This window comes from Thermosphaera aggregans (genome assembly GCF_014962245.1).
GTDB lineage: Archaea > Thermoproteota > Thermoprotei_A > Sulfolobales > Desulfurococcaceae > Thermosphaera > Thermosphaera chiliense.
This window is the reverse complement of the sequence record NZ_CP063144.1, coordinates 39,082-62,827: the sequence shown is the minus strand read 5'-3', so window position 1 is coordinate 62,827 and position 23,746 is coordinate 39,082. Positions and strand designations below refer to the sequence as shown.

Here is a 23,746-nt window from a genome sequence, read left to right as displayed (position 1 = left end):
CTCACAGCTTCCACCCCACTACCTTCTCAATCACCCTGTTAACATTCACTGCTTTCCCGTGATCGCTTCTCATCGGGTCGACGCCGTCTTCACCATATACTAGTTGGACAAGCTCTCCAGAAGTAGCTCTCACCGTCCCATCATACTCTACCCTCAGGTCCTGCAACGCGTTTATCAGCCTCCTCTGCATGTACCCTGACTGGCTTGTCCTGACAGCTGTGTCTATCAAGCCTTCTCTCCCAGCAGCAGCGTGGAAGAACATTTCAAGGGCTTCAAGCCCGTTGACAAACCCGTTGGCTATGAAGCCTCTTGCCTCAGGCCCTATATCTTTCGGCTTGAAGTGTGGTAGCGACCTGTACAGGTAGCCTCTTGAAAGCCTCTTACCCCTTACTGTTTGCTGGCCTAGCAGGGCAGCCATCTGCGTGAGGTTGACAGGGTTGCCTCTCGCGCCGGTCCTAGCCATGATGACCACGGGGTTTGTGAGCGTGAAGTATGGTGTTATAGTGTCTGCGACATCGTCAAGCAACCTCTTCGACAGCAAGTCCACTATTTCATCCTCCAAAGTCTCCTCCGGTGTTTTACCAGGCCTCGGGGTGAGCTTACCCTGCTGGTAAACCTTTATCAACTCCTCCACACGGCTCTTCTTCTCCAGGATGATCTGCCTTATCCTCTCCCTAGCAGGCTCCGGCAGGGATAGGTGTGAGTAACCCATGGTGAGCCCGTATTTCTCACTGGCTCGTAGGAACATCTTGTATACTTTATCCTTGAACAACCTCCCTATGTCTTCACCGTACTCTTTTATCAACCAGTGGACAAGGCTTTCAGGCTCCTCCCTTCCAATGCTTGCCTTGTCCAGCACACCTTCAAGGAGAACGCCTTTCTTAATGATCACGATGCTGTCGTGCGGGCAGTCCTCGTCAACACATCTTAGGGCTGAAGCCCCGGCTAGCTTGGAGTTCCTCTTATAGTTTAAGTCTTTAGGCAGGAAGACCGAGACCAGTTGCTTCCCGGTCCAGTACTCCTTCGGCTTCAGAATCGCCGGCTCCGGTATTGCCTCGTAATAGCCTGCAACCCCAAGTAGCTCGGCAACCTCCTCCTTTCTCAGGATTGTTGACTTGCTCGTTAAGACGAAGGCACCGCTGATATAGTCTTGGAGACCTCCTATTATCGGGCCGCCGTACCTGGGTGTCAGAATGTGCTTCTCAACAAGCATTAGAAGCCTTGCCTCAGCCCTTGCCTCCTCGCTCTGCGGGACGTGAAGGTTCATCTCGTCCCCGTCGAAGTCAGCGTTGTAGGGTGGGCATACGAGAACGTTCAGCCTCAACGTCTTATACGGGAGAACCCTTACCACGTGCGCCATCACCGATATCCTGTGCAACGATGGCTGCCTGTTGAACAATACTATGTCTCCGTCAAGCAGGTGTCTCTCAACAATGTATCCCGGGGCGAGGGATTCCGCGGCGGCTTTCCTGTCAACGTATTTCAGGCTTATCTTCCTGCCATCCGGCCTTACAACGTAGTTTGCGCCAGGCCACTTATCAGGCCCGTTTAAAACCAGCTTTCGCATCTCCTCAATATTCCATGGTGTAACCCTCTCAGGTATTGTCAATATCTTCGCCACAACCTCTGGGACTCCTACCTCGTTAATGCTTAGGTTGGGGTCTGGGCTGACCACGGTTCTAGCGGAGAAGTCAACCCTTTTGCCTCTTAGGTTTCCACGGAACCTGCCCTCCTTGCCCTTCAACCTCTGGGCAATGCCTTTCAAGGTCTTACCGCTTCTGTGCTTCGCCACAGGTATGCCTGGGGCTTCGTTGTCGAAGTATGTTGTGATATGGTATTGTAGAAGCTCCCATTCATCCTCCACTATCGCGCTCGGCGCCCCGCTCTCCACATGCTCCTTCAACCTCGTGTTAACCCTTATAATGTCGACAAGCTTGTGTGTCAGGTCGTCCTCGCTCCTAATACCTGTTTCCAGCAGTACTGAAGGACGCACTGTTCGCGGAGGCACCGGCAAGACTGTTAGAACCATCCACTCAGGCCTCGCCTCCTCAGGGTTCCCGCCTAGAAGCCTTACATCCTCATCCGGAATCTTCTCCAGCCTCACCCTGATGTCCGTGGGCCACAGCTTCTCCAGCCCTGTCTCCTTCTGCTCGTAGAAGGAGTGCGGCTTATCCAGCTTGTACCTGTACTGTTTCGCCCCGCAATGAGGGCACTTCACCGCAACGCTTGCCTTCCTCTTAACATACTCGTAGAATCGTTTAAGCAGGTAGATCAGGTTGAGCTCTTCAAGCTCCCTCATCAATGCCAGGTATTCCTGCCTCTCATTCTCAGGTATTTTAATCCTGCCGCATTCCCTGCAGGTCGCTTTCAAATACATTAATATGTGCTTAGCGAATCCCGCGTGGATAACGGGTTTCGTAAGCTCTATGTGTCCGAAGTGCCCGGGGCACGAGTCCCTGGTGTTTCCGCAAACCGGGCATGTCTCCCCTGGCTCAATGGCTCCAAGCCTCTTATCCATTACTCCCCCGTCTATGGGGGCTCCATCGTTATCGTAAACGTCTGAGGTTATGATCTGTGTAACACTCAGCTTCCTAATCTCCTCCGGTGAGAGGAGGCCGAACCTTATCTCTGAAACCCTGTTAACCATTCCATCACACCTCCTTCCTCACGTCCTTGACAACAAGCCTCGGCTTAACCCCGAAGCTCATCAGCTCCTGGAGCAGGAGTTTGAACGCGTAGGATATTTCAACAGGTTTCAGAGAACCCTTCTCCTTATGTATTGGACACAGGTATTTACCCTTGTTCCTATCATACCATCCAATATGCCCACAGATCTCGCAGACGTAGACCCTGGTTATGTCGCTCCTGTCGAGGATAGTTTCTCTTAGAAGCAGGGAGGTACCGTGTCCTACTAGGCAGTCAACCTCCATCTCACCCCATCTCAGCCCGCCGGCTCTTGAGCGGCCCTCGGTTGGTTGCCTGGTTAGTATTTGAACAGGGCCTCTTGCCCTGGCATGGACTTTGTCGCTGACCATGTGGTGAAGCTTCTGATAGTAGACTATGCCGATGAACACCGGGGATTCAATCATCTCGCCAGTCCTACCATCATACATTACCTCCTCTCCCGTGGGTAGGTAGCGGTGCCTCTTCAACACTATTTCAAGCTCTTTAACAGGGGTTTTATGGAATGGTGTAGCGTCTACAACCCTCCCCTCCAGGGCAGCGACTTTCCCGGCTATGCTTTCAATCAACTGGCCAACTGTCATACGGCTTGGGAAGGCGTGCGGGTTTATGACGAGGTCTGGGACAACTCCTTCCTCTGTGAAAGGCATGTCGTACTGTGGAACCAGTAGTCCCAGCACTCCTTTCTGACCATGTCTCGAAGCAAACTTGTCCCCAAGCTCGGGAATCCTTAGATCTCTCACGCGTACTTTGACAAGCTTGTTTCCCTCACTATCGGTTGTTATGAGGACGGTGTCGACAACGCCTTTCTCCTCATGCCTCATGACCACGCTGGTATCCTGCTTCGTCAGCCCGGCTCCAAGCATGTACTCCTGGGCTCCAAGGAATCTTGGAGGACTTATCTTCCCTACGAGGACATCGCCGCCTGCGACCTGGGTCTCAGGGGCTACGATACCATCCTCCTCCAGCTTCTCATATGCCCTTAGCCCTCTGTATCCTCTAATGTTGGTTGGAGGTATAACTATCTCGTCCTGCTGACCACCCATGTACTTGTATTCAACCGTTGAGTAGAGCCTGAAGAACGTGCTTCTCGCAAGCCCCCTGTCAGCACTGCTCTTGTTCATGATGAGCGCGTCCTCAATATTGTACCCTGTGAACGTTAACACTGCTACTACCATGTTCTGCCCTGCGGGGCGCTCATTATACCCTATAACCTCCATCGAGCGAGTCTGCACAAGCGGTTTCTGCGGGTAGTGGAGGAAGTGTCCCCTTGTATCCATTCTCTTCTGGAAGTTCGCGGAGTAGAGTCCCAGGCTCTGCTTAGCCATCGCAGCCTGGTACATGTTTCTCGGGCTCTGGTTGTGCTCGGGATAGGGGATTATCGATGCTGTTATGCCGAGTATAGCCGGTATCCAGATCTCGACATGCGTGTGCTCCGGCGTGATATTGTCGATTGAGAGAGCGATGTAAGCGTTCTCCTCCTCGTCAGGATCCAGGTACTCTATAATCCCCTTGTTCACAAGGTCTTCGAAGCTTATCTCACCCTTTCTAAGCTTCTCCAGGTGGGTGCGTGTGAGTTTAACCTCTCCCTTCTCAACAACCAGCAGGGGCCTCCTAATCCTGCCCGGGTCTGTGTTCACATAGACTTCGTCGAGATACTCTGTTTTAATATGGGCTATGTTAACCTCGGTGCTGAGCTTGCCCTGTCTCCTCATCTTCCTTAGCTCTTTGACAAGCTCCTCCCCGTTTGGATGGTAGCCGATCAACCTCCCGTTAAGGTATACCTTGCTCCAGCCTCCGTACTCGCTGGGTAGTTCGCCGTATTTTCTAACAGCTTCCTTCACCTCGTCCAGTATACCCTTCACTGTCTTACCGGTTGCCTTGTCGGTTATCGTTATCAAAGGCTTAACCTGGTGCTTGTAGAGTATGGGCTCTACCTCTGACTCGGGGATACCCACGCTGACGTTAACCATTAAAGCAAGGTTTTTAACGAGACCGATGTTAGCTCCTTCAGGTGTTTCAAACGGGCACATCCTGCCCCATTGAGTCCCGTGGAGCTCTCTGGCCTCGAAGTGGGGTTGACCTCTCGAAAGCGGTGACACAACCCTTCTTAAATGGCTTAGAGTGCTGAGCATGTTGGTCCTGTCAAGTAGCTGGCTGACGCCTGTTTTACCGCCGGGCCAGTTCCCAGTTGCCATTGCGTGGAGAATCCTATCGGTTATCACGCTGGGTTTTATAACCATTTTGAGATCTAGTCTCCTGTTCTTCGCCAGGTACTTCTCAGCGCTTTCTTTCAAATCCCGGGTGAAAGCCAGTAGTGCAGTTCTTAGGAGGACGGAGAGGAGGTCTCCAGCCAGCTTAAGCCTCTTATTCCTGTAATGGTCCTTGTCATCCGGCTCCCTGAACCCTAGGTGGAGCTCGATTATTCTAGAAATCATCTGCCCGATGAAAACAGCCTTCTTAATCCTTGTCTCAGGGCTTGGATCAGTCCCTATGTGCGGGAGGAGGTTTTCATCCAGTGCTCTCTGCGCTCTCCTTATTCTCTCCTCCCTAGGCCTGCCTATCGCTATTCTTGAGCCTATGTAGTCTAAAGCTTCCTCAATCTCCTTCTCCTTTATCTCCCTTAGTACTCGCTCCTCCTCCTCGGGGGAGAGTCCCTCGGGGATAGGCTCTCTCGGAAAGATCTTCGAAACCTCCTGTATCGAGGGGAACAGGTGTAGCTGAATATCTGAGTTGAGGCTGACAGCGTAGAGGATTTCATCCTCTCCAACCAGCCCCAGAGCCTTCATCAACACGATCACGGGTATTTTATGCCCCTGGAAGTTAGCGTAGAATGTTCCATCCTTCCTCCGCTCTATGACGAGCTGGGATCTCTTGCCTTTTGAAACACTTATTATCTTAGCTAAATGAGTGTAGGACGACCCCTCCGGCGCCACGTCCGTGATAATGTTGTTGCTCGCCAGGTCTTCCTGAGCAACCAGCACCTTCTCGCTACCGTTTATTATGAAGTAGCCGCCGGGATCCTTCGGGTCCTCCCCGATAGATGTTAACTCCTCAGGAGTCATCTTGCTCAACGGGTCGATACTGGATTTCAACATCACCGGTAGATCCATCAGCTTTAACTCCTGCTCCTTAGACCTCCCGGTTTCATCAACATACTTTATCCTAACCATTACGGGAGCAGCGTAAGTGAGGTTTCTCAGCCTACACTCCATCGGCGTCTTCTCCTCAGGTATCCCTTCAAGAGTTATCCACTTCGGCTCCTCAATGCGGTAGTCGACAATAGTGATCTTCACGTCCTCGGTGATAGGGATTTCCTTAAACTCCTTCAACATCTCCGGCAGGAGCTCGCGGATAAACCTGTCGTAACTGTCAAGGTGCTGTCTTACAAGCCCTTTCTCCTCGAAATACTTCTTCATAACGAGCCATAGATCTTCAACTGTTAACTGGGCTGCCATGGGCCTCAAGCCTCCGTCTTCTTGGTAACATCAACGACTACATACCTGTATGCTATTGAAGTCCCAGCGGTAGGGCTCTTCCTATATATCCTTATGATATCCCCCGGCTTAGCACCGATCGCCTTGACAACGGGGTCGTCGATGGAGATCCAGGGGAGTTGCCAAGGATGGAGTCCAAGCCTTTTCAAAACCTCAGCGGCTTCCTTAGGGTCGAGAACTTCATGCTTTGGCACTAGCTCGTGTTCCAGAATATTAATTCTCTTCTTCATGATAAGCACCTTAAACAGGGCGAGCTAATCATGCTCTCCTTGGTTTAACAAGTTTAGACGGATTTTTAAAAATATCGCTTTAACTCCCTATAAATATGTCTTTTAAATTTTAAATGGGAAAGAAGTGGACCGGCCGGGAGTTGAACCCGGGACCTCTCGGATGCCAACCGAGCGCTCTTCCAGGCTGAGCTACCGGCCCGTCTAGAGTTAGATAAGTTTTTACCAGGTTTATAAGGTTTAACCGCTCCCCTCCCTCTTGAGCGTGACAGGGGTTTTTATCCAGACATCCAGCTGCGGGAACGGTATTGAAACACCTGCATTGTCAAGGGATTTCTTAATCTTCCATAGCAAGTCTTTCGTTACAGGGTATACAAGTGTTCTGGGCACCCATACCCTGACAGTGATAACCACCCCGCTGTCCCCGAGTTTTGACACGAAAATATCGGGAGCCGGTTCCGCCAGCACGTAGGGATGGCTGTCCACGGTCTCCTTTATCACCCTGTAGGCTTTCTCAGCATCCTCGCTGTAGGCTATTGAAACAGTGAACTCAAGCCTTCTCGCAACAGCTTTACTGTAGTTTTGAATAACGCTTGATAAGAGCTGGCTGTTCGGCATGGTGACCAGTACTCCGTCGAACGTTCTTATCTTGGTGAACATTAATGAGACCTCGACCACCTCCCCCATGGTGTTGCCTATGGAAACAACCTCTCCCTGCTGGATCACTCTTTCAGCCATAACGTAGAGTCCGGCGAAGAAGCTTGCCATTAAGGGTTGCAATGCTACACCGACTATTATGCCCGCGAATCCTCCAGCTATTATCAAGCCTGTTAGCTCCACTCCTAAGTATCCGAGAGCTGTGGATAGAGCTATGAGGAGGATTACATAGTAGATAATTTTGGAGACAAGGCTTGCAATGTTTCTAGCGTAGAGTCGAGCCCCTACCTTGAAGACTGTTCTACGGATTAACAGGGCTGTGAAGTATCCTATGCCGAGTATGATGAGCGCGACGGTGATGTTTAGGAGCTGGGGGTTGCTCAGGATGCTTAGAATCGAGTCGACGGTGCTCATGCTAATACCCCCACAGCATTTCAGTGCTTAAGGCTCTCAATAATCCTTTAAACTCCTCGGGCTCCTCGAGCTCGACGCACTCCTTGCACGGCTTCTCCTCGTAGAGGATTGAAGCATGCTCGTCGGAGTTTATAATCATTTTAATATCCTGCGTGTAGCACTTCCACGTTCCTGGAACATAGAATATTTTCAAGGGCTTAGCGTCCAACAGGATTTTCGTGACGCTGGCGAAATCCTGGGTTTTATTCACAATTAACACTCTTGTCAAGCAATGCTTCTCCAAGGGCTCAGCCGTGTTGTCAGCCACCGGTTCCCCTTTCACAAGCCTGGCTATGTAGCCCGTGGCCTCAACCGATGATACTACTGGTCCATATAGAGCATACTTGTAGCTTGGATGCAACGGTATCAGGTCGATCAACTGGTAGAAGTCCCCGCTGTACGCGTATATTGCTAGGTCGACAGGTAGCTGCAGCTGGATTCTCAGGGTGGATTTAGGGCTCAGGACAACCGGTTTGGAAAACGAAAACAGTATGTAACCTGTCACGTAGGAGGGGTGGAAAAGCGAGTAGATAGGCCTGGTCTCAACCACCGCGTTCCTGTCGAGAAGGACTTCCTTAACATCCCCTTTCATGCTTCGCCAGTACTTCAAATGGTTTTCGAAACGCTCAATCTTGATGGAAGCCTCGCCGATCTCCAAGGAATCCTTGACCACTAAGCCGTACATCCCTGTTCTTCCCCTTAAACACTATGATTTAATCTTTATTAGGTTAATGCTTTATAACGAAACCTTCACGGATTATTTGTTGGTCGAGTTGAAACACCCCTGTTTCAGTGATTGATCATGAGCGAGATAATAGATGATTTGATAAAGAGGACAGGCGCTGCCTCGAAAATCTTCATGGATAGGGAGGTTCTCCAGCCGGACTACGTGCCGGACACCCTTCCCCACAGGGAGAATGAGATTAAAAGGCTCGCGGAACACTTGATCGTTGTGGCCCGCGGGGTTAGGCCGAGCAACGTGCTGATATATGGTTTAACCGGTACCGGTAAAACAGCTGTTGCAAGGTATGTGGTAAGGAAGATTGTTGAGAAATCAGCCTCGCTTGGAACAAAGCTGAAGGATGCTTACGTTAACACTAGGAAGGTGGATACGACCTACAGGGTGATAGCTGAGATTGCGAGGCAGCTTGGCCTCATGGTTCCCTACACTGGTTTAGCGGTGAGCGAGGTGTACAGGAGGTATGTTAACGCGTTGGAGAACTGGGGAGGCCTACACGTGGTGATTCTTGACGAGATAGACTACTATGTTAGAAGGGAGGGGGATGACCTCCTCTACAAGCTTGTCAGGATAAACGAGGAGCTCTCCAACTCGAAAGTGGTTTTAATCGGGATAACCAACGATATTAATTTCGTTGAAAACCTGGATCCAAGGGTTAGGTCTAGCCTCGGAGAGGTTGAAATGGTTTTCCCACCCTACAATGCCGAGCAGTTATACACTATCCTGAAGCAGAGGGCGGAGAAAGCGTTCGTCCCCGGGGCTATAAGCGATGGAGTAATCTCCTTCTGCGCGGCAATAGCTGCTAGGGAGCACGGTGACGCTAGGAGAGCCTTGGACCTGCTGAGGGTTGCAGGAGAGATAGCTGAGAGGGAGGGTGCTGCGGAGGTTACAGTGGAGCATGTTAGGAAAGCATCTGTTGAAATAGAGGAGGGGAGGGTTTACCAGACGGTTTCATTCCTACCCCTCCACCAGAAGCTTGTTTTGAAAGAGATCCTGGAGATCGTGAAGAAGAAGGGCTCAGCCACCACCGGGGAGGTGTACCTTGCTTACGTGAACAGGGTTAGAGACCTCGGGTATGAGCCTCTCACTCAGCGAAGGGTTAGCGAGATCATTTCTCAACTAGACATGATGGGCCTTGTCCTGGCGGAAGTGGTTAACAGGGGTAGGCACGGGGTTACAAAGGTGATAAAGGTTAAGCCGGACATTATCAAGAATATTGAGGAAGCATTGAAGGATTTAGGATGAGGGTTGAAGGCTTCGACGACGGCTTCTTCCCCCTGGATTTCAAGGGGAGGAGAGGAACCACAGTTATAGCCGGGGTTGAGCTGGATAACGGTGTTCTAACAAGAATGGGGTATGGAGTCGTAGTCGTGGATGCTAGGGACTCGGAACGGGTTATCACGGCAATGTCTAAGCTCATGACAGGGGAGCTGGTGTTCCTCGATGGCGTCACCTACTCAGGTTTCGACGTAGTGGATCCTGACGCTGTTCACGCTGAGACCGGGAAGCCTGTGATAGTTGTTCAACACCATCCTTTAAACCTTGAGAAGATAAGGGAGGCCCTATCCAAGCATTTCCCCGACTGGGCTGAAAGGTTTAGAGTTATCAGCAGGGTAGCTTCATCAATGACTTTTGTTGAAACACCTTGGAAGCCTGTGCAGATCTACCCTGCAGGCATCTCCTTTGACGAGGCTGTCGACCTCTACAAGAGAAACTGCATCTACAGCCCTGTTCCGGAAGCTCTGAGAATTGCTGACATGGCTGCATCAAGTATTTCACGGCTCAGGCTGCTTCAGAATTTGTGAACAAGGGCGTTGATGATCCGTTATGAGGTAAGGGGTTGGACCCCTGCCAGCTGTCGAACCTCTCCGCAGAATCAGAAGTATCCGGAAATGCTTGAAACCGCATTGAGAGGGAAGAGGCTTCCGGGCACAGCCTTGTTTTTATAACGAGTCAACCATTTCTTTATAAAATAGGTGCTTGCTTCCATGGGGGCGCAGGGTTCTTGCACGGAGACGTTGAATGCTTTGAAACCATACATGAGTAGCCGGGAGCTTGAAAAGCTTGCGAGAGTGAGGGATTGCGGCCTGATCGAGTGGATCAGGCAGGTGGCCGAGCATTTGAAGCCATCATCAATCTTCATCAACACGGGTTCAGAGGAGGATTTGAGCTATATTCGTAGAAGAGCTGTTGAGAACAGGGAGGAGTATGTTTCAAGCTACAACCCTCTCCACACCGTCCACTTCGACGGTGTGAAGGATCTAGCAAGGGATAGGGGTAACACGAAGATCATGACTGAGAAAGGGGTTGAAATACCCCTTGTTAACAGCGGATGGCGCGAGGAGTTGAGGAGGGAGGTATGGGAGATTTACCGCGACATAATGAAGGGCAAGGAAATGTTCATAGGCTTCTACTGTTTCGGTCCAAGAGGCTCACCCTTCACGCTCTATGGCGTGCAGGTAACGGACTCAGCCTACGTGGCTCACAGCGAGAACATTCTGTACAGGGTTTGCTACGACGAGTTCACGCGTAGCGATAGGATCGAGTACATGAGGTTTCTTCACAGCTCGGGTGAGAGGGATGAGAATGGCTGGAGCAAGAACATCTCTAAGAGAAGGATCTACATCGACCCCGAGGAGATGATAACCTACAGTGTTAACACACAGTACGCTGGCAACACTGTGGGGTTGAAGAAGCTCTCCCTCAGGCTCTGCGTTTACAAAGGATTCAAGGAAGGATGGCTCTGCGAGCACATGTTCATAATTGGTATGAAGGGTAGCGGCGACAGGGTAGCGTACTTCACAGGGGCTTTTCCAGCTGGTTGCGGTAAAACCTCAACCGCGCTTATCGCCGATCTCGTGGTAGGCGATGACCTAGCCATCATAAGGAATGTTGAGGGTGTGGCAAAGGCTATCAACCCTGAGGTGGGAATGTTTGGAATAATCGACGGCGTCAACCCTGTTGACGATGCGGAGATTTACAAGATACTGACCTCGGGGGATAGTGAGGTAATATTTGCTAACGTGCTCTTCACCGAGGACGGGGATATATGGTGGAACGGGAAGGAGGGCGATCCCAAGCCAGGGTTGAACTACGCTGGTAAGTGGTGGCCTGGCAAGAAGGATGAGAACGGCAACCTTATCCCGCCATCCCACCCTAACGCGAGGTTTACGACAAGCATATTCTACCTGAGCAGGGTTGACCCCAGGATTAACGACCCCATGGGCGTTCCCGTCTCAGGCATGATCTTCGGCGGTAGGGATTCTGACACATGGGTCCCGGTTGAGGAAGCTCTTGACTGGTTCCATGGAATAGTCACTAAGGGAGCGTCGCTGGAGTCGGAGAGGACTACTGCAGTGCTGGGTCAAGCAGGGGTGAGGGAGTTTAACCCGTTCGCAATCCTGGATTTCCTGTCGATCTCCCCGGGTGCTTTCGTAGACCTTCACTTCCGGTTTGCAGAAGAGCTTTCATCAACACCCAGGGTTTACGGGGTCAACTACTTCCTAAGAGGAGAGGATGGCAGGTTCCTGACTGAGAAGGTTGACAAGAGGGTTTGGCTGCGGTGGATGGAGAAAAGGGTTCACGGCGAGGTCGAGGCTGTGGAGACACCGACAGGCTACATACCGATATACAGTGATCTCGTGGTCTTGTTCAACGAGGAGCTGGGCAAGGAGTTCCCTGAGAGTCTTTACGAGAAGCTGTTCACGATCAGGGTGAAGCAGCTCTTGGATAAGATTGAGAGGATATGGATGATTTATGCTGAAATACCTGATACCCCCCCGCTATTCTTCAGCATTTTGAGAGAGGAGAAGCAGCGGCTTACCAGTGCAAGGGACAGGTTTGGAGAGTTGATAAGCCCGTTCAGGCTTGACCGTGCGTGATTTTAAAAATAGGGTTATGCGGGCCCGCCGGGATTTGAACCCGGGACCTACGGGTTAAAAGCCCGCCGCTCTACCATGCTGAGCTACGGGCCCCCAGGCTATTATTGATTAATCCGAATAGGCTTTTAAAACATACCGCTCTAACCAAGTGTTCCCCGCGTTGACCGAAACTTAAAGATTAAAAAGCTCTACAGGATTATTTCATAATTGACAGCCGGGTCGTCTAGCGGCCAAGGATGCGGGGCTCTGGTCCCTTGGGCCGAGGGGGAGTGCCCCCGTGACCGGGGTTCGAATCCCCGCCCGGCTACTATTTTTTAAAAAAGCCTTTACTTCCAGGCAGCCATGTAGTCTACAACGTTGTCGGGCACCCTGCCCTCTACGGCGTCTTTTATCGATTCATCTATAATGTTAACAGCCCGGTCCATGTCCTCGTAAGGTATTGTCAACGGGGGAGCAATCCTTAGCACGTTGCCGTATTTGCCGTAGGTCATCATTATCAATCCTTTCTCCCACGCTCTCCATATTATTTTCAACGCTAGTGTTCTATCAGGCTGCTTCGACTTCTTATCCCTTACTATGTCAACTCCGAGCATTAGGCCTAGGCCTCTTACATCGCCGACTACTTCATACTTCTCCTTCAGCTCCCCAAGCCTTTTCGCAAGATATCTTCCCTTCTCAGCCGCTACCTCATCCAGCTTGTTCTCCAACACATACTTCACAGCCGCTATCGCGCCAGCCACGGATGAAGCATGCGCGGCTGATGTTGCGAAAAAGGATTGCGGAGGAGCCGACTCCACTATCTCCCTTCTACCAACCACTGCCGACACGGGCATCCCGCCGCCCAGCGCCTTACCCAGCACTATTACATCGGGGGTTATGTTGAAGTGTTCTATTGCGAAGAGTTTGCCAGTTCTTCCCATCCCGGTTTGGACTTCATCATCTATTAAAACCATCCCGTATTCCTGGGTTATCTTCCTAACCCCTCTCATGAAGTTTTCAGGAGGCACTAGCACGCCGCCATCGCCCTGAACCGGCTCTATTATCATTGCCGCGAAGGATTCCCCAGCATACTTCTTCTTGAAGAAGGTGTCGATCATGCTTAAATACTCCTCACCGCACTGAACCGGGTCCTCGATGTTGTTAACGCACCTGTAGGTATCTGGGAACTCTAGGAAGAATACGTTGTGGAAGGGTATGGTGCTCCTTAGATCGGGGTCGAAGGAGCCGCCGACGGCAATGTCTAGGGCAGTGGTTCCGTGGTATGAGTATGTGAAAGATGCTATCCTCGGCCTTCTAGTGTATGCGAGAGCAGCTTTCAAAGCTGTGTCGTTGGCGTCGCCGCCGCTCAACCCTATTACAACCTTTTTCTCATAATCCCCTGGTGTAATCTTCACAAGGATTTCTGAAAGCTCTGCCACGGGCTCGTGGTAGAGGTAGAGACAGTAATGGATGAACTTGTCCAAGTGTTGCTTAACAGCTTTGACCACGGCATCGTTGGAGTGCCCGATGTTGTATGATGCCGCGCTTGCGAGGAAATCTATGTACTCGTTCCCGTCAAGATCCCATATCCTGGCGTTCTTGGCTTTAGCGATTACGATTGGGAAGTACTTGAATGCTTGGCTCTGCGACATATACTTTTTATACTTCTCCACGATGGGGAGGCTCTTATCTATTTTCTTACTGGTAGGAATGGACGGGTTTATGCTCATAAGATCACAAAATATAACTATGGGTGTAATGGTTAATATTGCTTGTGATCAAAACCGTCTTTGGGATTTTATGAGAACCCGGAAAAAGAATTCCTCTGCTGAGGAAAAGGGTTACTCGAATTTGAAAATCCCGGTTTTCTCAACAGTTCGTCTGCCAGACAACCAGCCTACTATTCCGATGATCAATACTACTGCAACCACGATTAAGTGGGCAACATACCTGTAGCCTAAGTATGGGTCCTCTCCCACGACGTCCTTGATGTTTGTGGAAAAGCCTAGCGACAGCATCAATCCTCCTAGGATTATAAGGGATAGTATCCACACGATTATCGACGTGTCCTTTTGCCGAGGAGTTACTTCAAACTCAACCATTAGACCACCATAATAATATGTTTATCCCCACTCATATTTAAACCTTAACAGAACCCTCTAGCGTGGGAAACTATAACTCATACAGTAAAAGTATTTATACTTTATACGATAAAATACTAGTATTTGTGGGTGAAGGATTTGGATATCGTCGAATTAATAGATTATATCGATGGCCTCGTGTGGGGTCTACCTGCCATAATCATCCTGGCTGGAACAGGACTAGCCGTTGGAATACTAGGAGGATTCTACCAGATAAGAAAGTTTGGCACGGCGGTTAAAACAATGCTGTATAAGGGTACAGGAGGCAGGGGTGAGGTTAAGCCTTTCGCCATCTGGGCCACAGTCATGGGCGCTACCGTCGGTGTCGGAAACATCGCAGGTGTGTCAACCGCTCTACACCTTGGAGGTGCTGGAGCCCTATTCTGGATGTGGGTCTGCGCAATACTTGGAATGGGTTTGAAGGGTGTTGAGGCAACCCTGGGCGTGTGGTCCAGGAGGGTTACCCCGGAGGGAAGGATTGAGGGTGGCACACCATACTACATCAGGCTGGTCCCGGTGATTGGGCCGGCTCTCGCAGTGTTATTCTCAATCTTCACTTTCATAGCGGCATTCGGCATTGGCAACATGGTTCAGGCTAACAATGTCGCGCTCGGAGCTGAGTACATTGGTAAACTATTCGGGGCTGAAACCGAGGAGCAGATCTTCCAGTTAAGGCTGATAGTTGGCATACTGATAATGTTCTTCACAGCCCTCGTCGTCATCGGCGGTCTGAAGAGGATTGCAGAAGTAGCTAACTACATGATCCCGTTCATGGCGGCATGGTACATAATATTCGGAATCGGCGTCTGGATAAAGTTCGGCGGCAACTTCCTCGCAGGCATCTCGGAGATCTTCACATACGCTTTCACACCACAGGCCGCTGCAGGCGGCTTGTCGGGATGGGTTGTCTACAGCGCTATCAGGTACGGTTTCGCGAGAGGGTTGTTCTCTAACGAGGCAGGCATGGGAAGCGCTCCCAACGCCTACGCCTTCATGACAGTAGACCATCCTGGCAGGGCCGCCTTCTACGGCGTCTTCGAGGTGTTTATGGACACGATTGTTATCTGCTCGATCACGGGTATTGCAAACATTGTTGCGAGAACATACATCGACAGACCCGACCTGAGCGGTGCGGCTCTCGCCATGGAGACCTTCTACAGGGCGTACGGTACATACGCCCCCATCATTCTCGGAGTAGCCCTTGCATTGTTCGCCTACACAACACTGCTGTCGTGGGAGTGGTATGGAGAGATTAACTGGACCTACTTCTGGGTTAGGACGCTGAGGCTTCCTGAGAAACCGATGAGGTTTATCTGGAGAATAATTTGGATAATACCCATTATACCTGCCGCCGTGTACGGAGCATACTTTGAAACATTCTGGACCTTCTCAGACATGGCTAACGGCTTGATGGCTATCCCCAACCTAATAGCTGTAGCATACTTCACGCCTCTAGCATTGAGACTGATCAAGGACTTCTACTCAAGGCATACAGTGGAGACCGGGGAGGCTAAAAAGTAGGTTTTTCTCTTCTAAAACCCTATAGCATTATTTTTTCTCCAGCAATCCTTCATAAGTAATCTTGTAGAGCTCTGAGGATTCAAGCCTTCTCCTATCTCTCACATACTTTCTCGTCAAATACCCCTTGGGCAGGCTGTACTTAGCCGAGTACTCCTCCGCCGGGATGCTGTACTCCCTCTGTATCTTATCCCTGTAGATGTCGTCAAAGATGTTGAACGCGCAGAACGGTATCAGCCTGCCATCAGGTACTGAGTAGTGTATGTTGCACCTCTGAACTCTTTGAATATCGTAGTTGTACAGGTCCATGAAGTGCATCTGCCCTATGAACAACAGCTTATAGTGTAGCTCTCCCAGGGCTTCATAGCTTCTTTTAACAATAATGTTAAACAGTAGCTTGTAGAGGTCGAAGCCCTCGGGAGCTTTCTCCTGGTTGATAAACTTTCTTATACTGTAGAGGAGGCGTAGGCCTGTTGTCAACCTGCTAGAGCCTGTAACCAGGTCCTCCCACTTATCCTTCAAGTACTCGAGGAGTCCTTCAATATCGACGAAGTCCGTTATAGGGGTGAACTTGACGTTGCCGTTGCTTCTTTCAACGTAAACGTATGTTCCAACACCACATATCGGGTGGTTGCTCATCTCAAACTTGAACTCGCCGCTGAAGCCTTCCACGAACCTTGAGAATATTGCGCTAACGTTGACCGGGAACCAGGCGTTGGAGTGGATCTCCCCGTTTGTCTGCTCCTCCACGAGCTTGACAACGTCGGGTATTGTGATACGGTATTTCTCTCTTTCATGCTTCTTCATGTAGCCTGTAAGGCTTACCGGCTGGAAGTTCACTGCTCTGACAACATCCATGTTTCTCCCCGCGAACTTTAGTATAGCTCCCAGCTCGTGAGTGTTCACGCCCTTTATAACAGTGGGCACCAGGACGACGCTGGTCATCCCGGCCTTCCTGAAAGTCTCGAAAATATATGGTACCTCCCAGTGGTTTTTCCAGTTGACCACTGGTGACACGCCGTCGAAGCTGAGGTAGACTGTGTTGACACCGTTGCTTCTGAGAGCCCTAGCGTACTCCACTGCTTTAGCAGGATCCTCGAGATATAGCTCTGCGAATTTTATCCCGTTGGTGTTCAACTGGATGTGTTTAACCCCTTCATCCCTCAGGAGCTTGACAATGTCTATTAGGTCATCCCTTAGCAGGGGCTCTCCGCCCGTTAGCTGTATCGCAACCGTTACCCCCTGCTTCTTAATGCTTCTCACCATGTCCCTTATCTGTTCAAGGCTTGGCTCGTAAACGTATCCGGCGGCTTCAGCGTAGAAGAAGCAGTACCAGCAACTTAGGTTACACCTATTGGTTATAACCATGTTTATCAACGCGGTGTGGTTCTTATGCATTGGGCAGAGTCCGCAGTTAAAGGGGCAGAGGGTTGATACAGGAGTGTACACGTGGCGTGCCCCGCGGCCTTCTTCATACCAGCTTGTCACCTTCTTATAGAAGGCTACATCACCGTAGTAGAGCTCCTCTATCTCCCCGTGCTCCGGGCAAACCCTCCTAATGTAAACCTTTCCCTCTCTCTCAACAATAATGCTTGCCAGCTCCCTGTAGCAGTATGGGCACACGCTTAACGTGAGGGATAAGACCTCTTCCCCCTGCCTAACCTTAGGCAAGGAGTAAGATATCTCACCAGGCCTCTTCAACGTTGTCTGGGTCAAACCATTCACCAGCAGTCTATAAACATGTTATAGCACAGGGGAATTAAAAACGTATCCGGGATGCTCCTGGAGGATAAATAAGGGTTTTACAAATTCCTTATTCAAGTGTTAAACCATGGGGAAAGCCATTATTATAGCAGGCGTGCCGGGAACGGGCAAGTCGAGCTTGGCCAGGGAGCTTGCAAGAGTCTTAGGCACGGAGGCTATTGACCTGTCAAGGTTCGCCATCGATAACGGGCTCATCCTGGAGTATGATGCTTCAAGGAAAACATACGTGATCGATGAGGAAGCCGTTGCCTCAAGGATTAAAAGAATTGTTGAGAACAGGGATGGCTACGTCATCATAGATACCCACTACCCAGAGATCATCGACCCCGGCATCGTGGACAAGGTTGTTGTTCTAAGGCTCAATCCTCTCGAGCTCGAGAAGAGGCTACTGGATAGAGGGTGGGGGAGGGAGAAGGTTAATGAGAATGTTATGGCTGAGATACTTGGAACGGTCTCGGTGAATGCCTTGGAAGCCTTCGGGGAGAATAAGATTTACGAGCTGGATGTTTCCGGGAAGAGTATTGATGTAGTGCTTGGTGAAGCCCTTGCGGTGGTAAGAGGGGAGGCCGGGTTTGAGCCGGGCTTAAGGATCAACTGGCTTGAGCAGATCCCTGTGGAAGCCTTGGAAAGGTTTGAGAAATACGGGGGTGATAGCGACGGTTTTTAAACTAGCCTCGTGGAGCGAGCTGGAGAGGATGGTTTCTAAAGCAGACATTGTGTTAATGGTCCTGGATGCTAGGACGCCGCTGGAGACTTTCAGCAAAAGGCTTGAGGCAATGACTGCTAGGCACGGCAAGCAACTGCTTCTCGTTCTCAACAAGAGCGACCTGGTTCCCAGGGATGTTGCTGATGAGTGGAAGGAGTTTTTCAAAGCCAGGGGCTACCACGCAGTCTACATTGCCGCTGCCAGGCACATGGGTACTCTAAGGCTTCGCCGAACAATCAAGCACTTGGCGAGAGAATTCCCGGCAACGGTCGCGGTGGCAGGCTATCCCAAGGTAGGGAAGTCCTCAATAATCAACGCCCTTAAAGGACGCCACTCAGCCCCTACGAGCCCCTACCCTGGGAGCCCAGGATACACTAGGACCTTCCAGCTCTACAGGATTGACGAGGACATCTACATGATCGACACCCCCGGTGTAATACCGGTGGAGGGCGGGGATCTAGAGAGGGTTTTAAGAGGGTATCCGCCGGAGAAGCTCCCGGACCCAGTGAACCCTGCGATCGAGCTCATAAAGAAGATACTAGGCTACGATAAGGAAGCATTCGTTAAAACCTACGGTATCGAAGCACAGGATCCTCTGGGGATTCTTGAACACTATGCTGTTAAAAGAGGATGGTTTTACAAGACCACGCGGGAGCCCTTGATAGAGGAGGCCGCGAGAGCTATCATAAGGGATTATCACGATGGTAGAATACCTTTTTACGAGAAGCCTGGATAACTAAGTTCTCGAGGATGGTGGCTCATGCCTGTTAAAGTCACTGTGACGGGTGAAAAAGAGCCGAGGATTATTGAAGCATCCAGGATCAGGGTTAAAGACCTGTTGGCAAAACTAGGGCTGAACCCTACCGAGTACGTTGTTTTAAAAGATGGTGAAATACTCGTCGAGGATGACGAAGTTGTTGATGGGGATGCGGTAACAGTCTTCACGGTTAAGTCGGGTGGGTAGGGTTGAGCGCGGGGGCAGGCGTGCTTAGCGCTGAGGAGCTTGAAAGGTACAGTAGGCAAATCCCTTTGATTGGGGTTGAGGGGCAGCTTAGGCTTAAAGGCTCGAGCATCCTGGTTGCCGGGGCCGGGGGACTGGGCTCCTCTGTTCTCTACTACCTGGTTGCCATGGGTGTTGGCAGAGTAATCGTTATAGATGAAGGGTTAGTGGAGTTGAGCAATCTTCAAAGGCAAATCCTCTACACTGTTGACGACTTAGGTAAGCCTAAAGTAGTTGCAGCATACCATAAGCTGAGAAAACTCAATCCTAACGTTGACATAGTACCGGTTCACGCGAGAATCACTGAGGAAACAATAGATGATTACGTAAGCAAGGCCGACGTGGTTGTCGACGCCCTGGATAACTGGGAGACAAGGTTCGTCCTGGACAAGGCTTGCTGGAGGCTTGGAAAACCCCTGGTTCACGCCGGCGTTGGGGAGTTCTACGGGCAGTTAACAACTATTATACCAGGGAAAACACCCTGCTTAAGGTGTTTGTTCAAAGGGGTTGAGAAGGCGGAGAAGAAGCCTGTAATAGTGATGGGGCATATTCCCGGGTTGATAGGACTGCTGGAAGTTAATGAAGTTGTTAAGATTGTTTTAGGCATAGGGGAACCATTGATTAATAAAATAGCCTTATTCAATGGTAAAACAAACAGTCTCGAAATAATAGAGATTAAGAAGTTTGACTGCCAGGTGTGCCTAGAGCAGTAAGCTTCTCAACCACCCATTTCCGGGGTTATAAGCGAAACCCTGTCACCATCTTTCAACGGGGTTGTGAGCGAGATAGTGGGGGTGTCGTTCACGTATGTCACGAACACGTATTGGCCCTCGAGGAATTTGGTGAAAATCCGCGGGTTAACTGCCTCACCAAGCTTTTTCAACAAGTCGTAGAGTGTTGCGTTCTCAGGTAGCTCAACCGTTATTATTGACTTCTGGGATAGCTCGCTAGCTCTTCCCAGGAATACCACGGTTACCTTCAAAAAGGCCTCACCCTTACCGTTATAATACGCTTATCCCCCTATATTTTCCTTCACTACTATAATTCTATCGGCACTAGTGATTTCCAAGTCGTAGTTTTCAACGAGCTTATCGTTAACGAGGACGAGGATGTTGTATCCTTCAACCTCCTCCTTCAACCCTTCTACAATGTTTTTCAGAAGCGCTTTCTCAACGCTGAAGCATTTTTCAACGCTTTCAGGAAGTATTTTAACGCAGAGCAATTCGCGAACCCCTTGCCTACCTCCTGTTTCAGGAATTAGTATTTTGCCTTAAAATGTTGAAACACGCGATGGTTGACTTAAAAGAAATAAATGATTATTTTAAAATAACTTTTTAAAACGGTGCGAACACTCCTATGAACACAAGCCATGCAAGTATGGTCTTAGCCACCAGGCTCAGTATAATATACATTCTCTCGCCGTAAAGGTAGTCTCTCCACTTGCCAACGCTCTTGTACTGTAGGAACATGTTCAGAGCGAAGACGTTGAAGACGATGAAGTATATGAAGAATATTGCGTAGACGAACGCTGGCGGGTTAGTGCCTGCTGATGAAATCGCTGCGGCGAAGTATGCGAACAGGACTATCCATGGGACTGCGCCGGTGAAGCATCCCAGTATGAAAGGCGTCCAGTTGGTCTTCTCGGTGTACTGGTTTAACAGCTCCATTAAGTAGCCGAACATCATCGTGATAGCGTTTAAGGTGAAAATCATGACAAGGGACCAGAGATCGAGAACGCCGATGAACAAGGCTATTAGCACGATCATCACTGAGCTGGAGAAGAAGTACTCGTACCAGCGGTATGGGTTCATCCCTTTCTTCAAGTTTTCAACATACTTGTCAAACTTGAGGAATGCTATTGTGAAGTGGGCTATTGCAGACATCAATGGGAATGATGCAACCAGTACGCCGAGATTGCTCAGCGTGAAGAGTACCTGCGGGTTCGGATAGATCCTGAACGGGAACTGGCTTACATCGAATTTCAGGTAGAAAGTATATATAGGCCGCTCCCATTCCAGCAGCACTCCTAGAATCAGCATTAAAACACCGGTGATGGAGTGTAATATGCCTGCGGCAATGTTTATCCGCCTGAGATGGGTGAACGTTATTGGTGACTTAGCTATTAACTCCAATCTCTCCTTAGGATTCAAGAAATCCGCCCTTTTATTTCATGTTTAATAAATGAATCTTCCACAATTTAAACATTTCAACAATAAGCTTCAGCAACTGTTAACAGGGTGGTGTAGGATTGTTTAAACCATTAAAACACTCCATCCCAAGGCTATTAAAACCTGGATAATGGTTGGTATAATTGCTACTCTCAGCCAGGAACCCCAGGTTGTCCTGACCTTCTCCTTTTCAAGCATTCCAACCGCTACTATGTTAGCGGTCGACCCTATCGGGGTGAAGTTCCCTCCTAGGACACTCCCGTATAATAGGCTCCAGTATATTTTCTTCGCCGAGAACAATGCCACTATGGTTTCAACCATGGGTGTTGCCGCCACTATGACGCTTAGATTGTCCAGCACGCTGCTTAGAACCGCTGAGAAAACCAGCATTAGCTCTGCCAGCATGCCTGGATCCTCGCCACCAGGGCTCATGCCTGTCTCGATGAACACGTAGGCTAGCTTAGAGGCTATCCCCGTGTATAATAGGGAGAAGCCTAGCATGAAGAGCGTTATGAAGAACAGGATTGACGGCCATTCAACACCCCTTGTTATAGCGTACTCCAGCTTTTCAGGGCTGTAGATCAACCCTGCGACCAGTATCAGCGTATAAGGTATGAAGGAGAGGAGGGAGTGAGCCTGGATGTGGGTGCCGGAGAAGCGTGTGAGGATTTCAGCGGTGAAATCCACCGTGGATACTGTTACAAGGAAAACTAGTATGAGCATTGTGCCCATTTTAACCCTGCCAAGGTCCTCCCTACGTATGTTGGAGTAGTAGGCTTCTATCCTCTTCCTAACCCTTTCCTCGCTAAGCTCGCTTGCCAGTGTTTTCAAGTAGTTTTTACTTAACAAGTAGATAGTAGTGTAAACAACTATTAAAAGGATGAATGATAAAGGCAGTGATTTAAACAGGAAGTCTTTAACGGACAACTGGGCTGTGAAAGAAAGGTATATTCCAATAGGGTTTCCAACAGGCAGGGCCATGCTGCCAGTGTTGGTTGCTAAAACAGCGGCGACAGCCATAATGCTTACATCCTGCCGGGTCATTCTTTTAATCTCGAACACTAGGAGGATCACGTAGACTATGCTGGTTGCCTCGTCAACGATCATTGCTAGGAACCAGGCGAAGAACAGTATTATAAAGAATAGCTTGCTAACCGAGCCGTTGGAAAACTCGAGTATCCTGATCGCGAGGTATTCGAAAACCCCGAGGGATCTAAGGATGAATGCGAGCGTCATGCTACCTATCAAGAAAAGTATTAGGCTCCACTCCACACCTGCGATCATGTCTTGGGGAGGCACTATGCCCAGGATTGTTATCAATGATATTCCCAGGAAGGCAGCGTAGTAGCGGTACTCCATTGAAAGTATAGTCAACCCTATTACAGCTAGGAAAAGCCCCAGGGAAACGGATTGCTTGAAAATACTTGTTAAATCATTAATGCCTCCTTTGTTCCCAGTCACCGTTCTCCAGTAGCCTACTATTTCAGCACCAACAGGGGTGTCCGGGATTACGATGAAGTAGGAGAGGAGGGTTGATATGGTAAAGGAAAGTATGAGTGTTAAGGCCATCTTCCTCCACATAAAAAACACCATTCCCTATTCGCTAAGCATGCTTTACAGTTTAGGAGGCCACTTCCTGTCAAAGAATATGTTCTTCCCCGTTACCGACAACGGTATACCGTACACTATGTCAGCTTTCACCAGGCCGAGCTCCTGGGCTGCAACCCCTATAGTGAACATTACCCTGTTATCTATGTTCAGCAAGCCTGCTGTTTTAACAGCAGAACCTATTGCTATTCCAAGGTTTACTAGTGAATTAACAGTATCAGGGTCAAGGGTCCATTTGCCAGGCTTGTTCAACTGAAGGCTTGAAATACTACACCCGATCAGAACAACAGCTAAGCTGTTCCTAACGTTCTGAGCATCCCTCTTGAAGAAATCCCCGTACTCCGGGGCCAGCTCCTCCATCTTAGAGGCAAGCTTCTCCAGCTCTTCTTTCGATTCGAGGATGAGTGTAACTATGTTGTCCACTCCCTTAGCTTTCGGAGCGGTTTTCGCAGAGGCCACCATTAATTCTGCAGCTGTTTTCACAGCGTTTCTCACCGCATCCTGCTCGGTAATCATCGGGTTCACCAGGGCTTTTGTAATTAAGGGTCCTGTATAAATACCTGTCCCCGGCTACATGTTATACAAAATATTTTCAAGAACCCATGCTCCCCACGTGGAGGGGGCCCGGTTTAGACCCGAGTTTTAAACAGTGTGCATGTTTTTCAAACATGATTATGTTTCTGGATCCTGTAACGTGATCAAATAGGGTAGTTAATCGCTAATTAA

21 protein-coding genes and 3 tRNA genes are annotated in these 23,746 nt (G+C 49.8%); 9 read left to right on the top strand and 15 right to left on the bottom strand.

Annotated elements, in window-relative coordinates; genetic code table 11:
• Position 1 precedes the first annotated feature (1 nt).
• From IMZ38_RS00355 to IMZ38_RS00330, 6 genes are all read right to left on the bottom strand, one after another.
• Positions 2 to 2,647, bottom strand: coding sequence for a DNA-directed RNA polymerase subunit A' (locus tag IMZ38_RS00355; protein WP_193436247.1), 2,646 nt, complete (start codon positions 2,645 to 2,647; stop codon positions 2 to 4).
• Between the two features lie 4 nt (positions 2,648 to 2,651).
• Positions 2,652 to 6,140, bottom strand: a complete 3,489-nt coding sequence (locus IMZ38_RS00350) for a DNA-directed RNA polymerase subunit B (protein ID WP_193436843.1) — start codon at positions 6,138 to 6,140, stop codon at positions 2,652 to 2,654.
• 5 nt (positions 6,141 to 6,145) lie between these two features.
• The gene (locus IMZ38_RS00345; protein ID WP_193436246.1) at positions 6,146 to 6,409 is read right to left on the bottom strand and encodes a DNA-directed RNA polymerase subunit H; all 264 of its coding nucleotides are present in this window, start codon (positions 6,407 to 6,409) and stop codon (positions 6,146 to 6,148) included.
• A gap of 125 nt (positions 6,410 to 6,534) precedes the next feature.
• A tRNA-Ala gene (locus IMZ38_RS00340) sits at positions 6,535 to 6,608 on the bottom strand.
• Positions 6,609 to 6,646: 38 nt separating this feature from the next.
• On the bottom strand, positions 6,647 to 7,477 hold the full coding sequence (locus IMZ38_RS00335) for a mechanosensitive ion channel family protein (protein WP_193436245.1): 831 nt from the start codon (positions 7,475 to 7,477) through the stop codon (positions 6,647 to 6,649).
• Between the two features lies 1 nt (position 7,478).
• The gene (locus tag IMZ38_RS00330; RefSeq protein ID WP_193436244.1) at positions 7,479 to 8,201 is read right to left on the bottom strand and encodes a DUF432 domain-containing protein; all 723 of its coding nucleotides are present in this window, start codon (positions 8,199 to 8,201) and stop codon (positions 7,479 to 7,481) included.
• A gap of 117 nt (positions 8,202 to 8,318) precedes the next feature.
• Here IMZ38_RS00330 and IMZ38_RS00325 point away from each other — a divergent pair, with 117 nt between their 5' ends.
• The 3 genes from IMZ38_RS00325 (at position 8,319) to IMZ38_RS00315 (ending at position 12,136) form a co-directional block, all read left to right on the top strand.
• Positions 8,319 to 9,500, top strand: coding sequence for a Cdc6/Cdc18 family protein (locus IMZ38_RS00325; RefSeq protein WP_193436243.1), 1,182 nt, complete (start codon positions 8,319 to 8,321; stop codon positions 9,498 to 9,500).
• Positions 9,497 to 10,060 carry an endonuclease dU gene (locus IMZ38_RS00320; RefSeq protein ID WP_193436242.1) on the top strand — a complete coding sequence of 188 codons (564 nt, stop codon included), beginning with the start codon at positions 9,497 to 9,499 and terminating at the stop codon, positions 10,058 to 10,060. Before IMZ38_RS00325 ends, IMZ38_RS00320 begins: the two co-directional genes overlap by 4 nt.
• Positions 10,061 to 10,243: 183 nt before the next feature.
• A complete protein-coding gene (locus tag IMZ38_RS00315; protein ID WP_193436842.1) occupies positions 10,244 to 12,136 on the top strand; it encodes a phosphoenolpyruvate carboxykinase (GTP) in 1,893 nt (630 codons plus the stop codon).
• Positions 12,137 to 12,155: 19 nt separating this feature from the next.
• On the opposite strand, the gene IMZ38_RS00310 is transcribed toward IMZ38_RS00315, so the two are convergent.
• A tRNA-Lys gene (locus IMZ38_RS00310) sits at positions 12,156 to 12,229 on the bottom strand.
• A gap of 119 nt (positions 12,230 to 12,348) precedes the next feature.
• Between IMZ38_RS00310 and IMZ38_RS00305 the strand changes: the two genes are divergently transcribed.
• A tRNA-Gln gene (locus IMZ38_RS00305) sits at positions 12,349 to 12,443 on the top strand.
• Between the two features lie 19 nt (positions 12,444 to 12,462).
• On the opposite strand, the gene IMZ38_RS00300 is transcribed toward IMZ38_RS00305, so the two are convergent.
• Together IMZ38_RS00300 and IMZ38_RS00295 are read right to left on the bottom strand one after the other, a co-directional pair.
• Positions 12,463 to 13,845 carry an aspartate aminotransferase family protein gene (locus IMZ38_RS00300; RefSeq protein ID WP_193436241.1) on the bottom strand — a complete coding sequence of 461 codons (1,383 nt, stop codon included), beginning with the start codon at positions 13,843 to 13,845 and terminating at the stop codon, positions 12,463 to 12,465.
• A gap of 111 nt (positions 13,846 to 13,956) precedes the next feature.
• Positions 13,957 to 14,217: a hypothetical protein gene (locus tag IMZ38_RS00295; RefSeq protein WP_193436240.1), complete on the bottom strand. Its 261-nt coding sequence runs from the start codon at positions 14,215 to 14,217 to the stop codon at positions 13,957 to 13,959.
• 129 nt (positions 14,218 to 14,346) lie between these two features.
• On the opposite strand from IMZ38_RS00295, the gene IMZ38_RS00290 reads away from it, so the two are divergent.
• On the top strand, positions 14,347 to 15,777 hold the full coding sequence (locus tag IMZ38_RS00290; protein WP_227410877.1) for an alanine/glycine:cation symporter family protein: 1,431 nt from the start codon (positions 14,347 to 14,349) through the stop codon (positions 15,775 to 15,777).
• A gap of 27 nt (positions 15,778 to 15,804) precedes the next feature.
• Here the strand turns inward: IMZ38_RS00290 and tes are convergent, their stop codons facing one another.
• Positions 15,805 to 17,490, bottom strand: coding sequence for a tetraether lipid synthase Tes (tes, locus tag IMZ38_RS00285; protein ID WP_193436239.1), 1,686 nt, complete (start codon positions 17,488 to 17,490; stop codon positions 15,805 to 15,807).
• 115 nt (positions 17,491 to 17,605) lie between these two features.
• Between tes and IMZ38_RS00280 the strand changes: the two genes are divergently transcribed.
• From IMZ38_RS00280 to IMZ38_RS00265, 4 genes are read left to right on the top strand one after another with little or no spacing between them, the layout of a single operon-like run.
• Complete coding sequence (locus IMZ38_RS00280; RefSeq protein ID WP_193436238.1) at positions 17,606 to 18,205, top strand: adenylate kinase family protein; 600 nt, start codon at positions 17,606 to 17,608, stop codon at positions 18,203 to 18,205.
• A 28-nt stretch (positions 18,206 to 18,233) separates the two neighbouring features.
• Positions 18,234 to 18,980, top strand: coding sequence for a GTPase (locus IMZ38_RS00275; RefSeq protein WP_193436840.1), 747 nt, complete (start codon positions 18,234 to 18,236; stop codon positions 18,978 to 18,980).
• 24 nt (positions 18,981 to 19,004) lie between these two features.
• Positions 19,005 to 19,208, top strand: coding sequence for a MoaD/ThiS family protein (locus IMZ38_RS00270; protein ID WP_193436237.1), 204 nt, complete (start codon positions 19,005 to 19,007; stop codon positions 19,206 to 19,208).
• A gap of 20 nt (positions 19,209 to 19,228) precedes the next feature.
• On the top strand, positions 19,229 to 19,957 hold the full coding sequence (locus tag IMZ38_RS00265) for a HesA/MoeB/ThiF family protein (RefSeq protein WP_193436839.1): 729 nt from the start codon (positions 19,229 to 19,231) through the stop codon (positions 19,955 to 19,957).
• A 5-nt stretch (positions 19,958 to 19,962) separates the two neighbouring features.
• Here IMZ38_RS00265 and IMZ38_RS00260 read toward each other — a convergent pair whose 3' ends face one another.
• The 5 genes from IMZ38_RS00260 to IMZ38_RS00240 form a co-directional block, all read right to left on the bottom strand.
• Positions 19,963 to 20,226: a MoaD/ThiS family protein gene (locus IMZ38_RS00260; RefSeq protein WP_193436236.1), complete on the bottom strand. Its 264-nt coding sequence runs from the start codon at positions 20,224 to 20,226 to the stop codon at positions 19,963 to 19,965.
• Positions 20,227 to 20,256: 30 nt separating this feature from the next.
• Positions 20,257 to 20,466 carry a hypothetical protein gene (locus IMZ38_RS00255; protein ID WP_193436235.1) on the bottom strand — a complete coding sequence of 70 codons (210 nt, stop codon included), beginning with the start codon at positions 20,464 to 20,466 and terminating at the stop codon, positions 20,257 to 20,259.
• Positions 20,467 to 20,578: 112 nt separating this feature from the next.
• On the bottom strand, positions 20,579 to 21,394 hold the full coding sequence (gene heR, locus IMZ38_RS00250; protein WP_193436234.1) for a heliorhodopsin HeR: 816 nt from the start codon (positions 21,392 to 21,394) through the stop codon (positions 20,579 to 20,581).
• A gap of 102 nt (positions 21,395 to 21,496) precedes the next feature.
• Positions 21,497 to 22,993 carry an ArsB/NhaD family transporter gene (locus IMZ38_RS00245; RefSeq protein ID WP_193436233.1) on the bottom strand — a complete coding sequence of 499 codons (1,497 nt, stop codon included), beginning with the start codon at positions 22,991 to 22,993 and terminating at the stop codon, positions 21,497 to 21,499.
• A gap of 33 nt (positions 22,994 to 23,026) precedes the next feature.
• Positions 23,027 to 23,536 carry a ferredoxin domain-containing protein gene (locus IMZ38_RS00240; RefSeq protein WP_193436232.1) on the bottom strand — a complete coding sequence of 170 codons (510 nt, stop codon included), beginning with the start codon at positions 23,534 to 23,536 and terminating at the stop codon, positions 23,027 to 23,029.
• Positions 23,537 to 23,746 lie beyond the last annotated feature (210 nt).

Bases quoted from the DNA above. Each gene is read 5' to 3' on its own strand.
- IMZ38_RS00240 (WP_193436232.1), bottom strand. From the start codon at position 23,536: ATGATTACCGAGCAGGATGCGGTGAGAAACGCTGTGAAAACAGCTGCA.
- IMZ38_RS00335 (WP_193436245.1), bottom strand. From the start codon at position 7,477: ATGAGCACCGTCGACTCGATTCTAAGCATCCTGAGCAACCCCCAGCTC.
- IMZ38_RS00315 (WP_193436842.1), top strand. From the start codon at position 10,244: ATGGGGGCGCAGGGTTCTTGCACGGAGACGTTGAATGCTTTGAAACCA.
- IMZ38_RS00350 (WP_193436843.1), bottom strand. From the start codon at position 6,140: ATGGCAGCCCAGTTAACAGTTGAAGATCTATGGCTCGTTATGAAGAAG.
- IMZ38_RS00355 (WP_193436247.1), bottom strand. From the start codon at position 2,647: ATGGTTAACAGGGTTTCAGAGATAAGGTTCGGCCTCCTCTCACCGGAG.
- IMZ38_RS00270 (WP_193436237.1), top strand. From the start codon at position 19,005: ATGCCTGTTAAAGTCACTGTGACGGGTGAAAAAGAGCCGAGGATTATT.
- IMZ38_RS00280 (WP_193436238.1), top strand. From the start codon at position 17,606: ATGGGGAAAGCCATTATTATAGCAGGCGTGCCGGGAACGGGCAAGTCG.
- IMZ38_RS00245 (WP_193436233.1), bottom strand. From the start codon at position 22,993: ATGTGGAGGAAGATGGCCTTAACACTCATACTTTCCTTTACCATATCA.
- IMZ38_RS00325 (WP_193436243.1), top strand. From the start codon at position 8,319: ATGAGCGAGATAATAGATGATTTGATAAAGAGGACAGGCGCTGCCTCG.
- IMZ38_RS00300 (WP_193436241.1), bottom strand. From the start codon at position 13,845: ATGAGCATAAACCCGTCCATTCCTACCAGTAAGAAAATAGATAAGAGC.
- IMZ38_RS00330 (WP_193436244.1), bottom strand. From the start codon at position 8,201: ATGTACGGCTTAGTGGTCAAGGATTCCTTGGAGATCGGCGAGGCTTCC.
- IMZ38_RS00295 (WP_193436240.1), bottom strand. From the start codon at position 14,217: ATGGTTGAGTTTGAAGTAACTCCTCGGCAAAAGGACACGTCGATAATC.
- IMZ38_RS00345 (WP_193436246.1), bottom strand. From the start codon at position 6,409: ATGAAGAAGAGAATTAATATTCTGGAACACGAGCTAGTGCCAAAGCAT.
- IMZ38_RS00275 (WP_193436840.1), top strand. From the start codon at position 18,234: ATGGTTTCTAAAGCAGACATTGTGTTAATGGTCCTGGATGCTAGGACG.
- IMZ38_RS00320 (WP_193436242.1), top strand. From the start codon at position 9,497: ATGAGGGTTGAAGGCTTCGACGACGGCTTCTTCCCCCTGGATTTCAAG.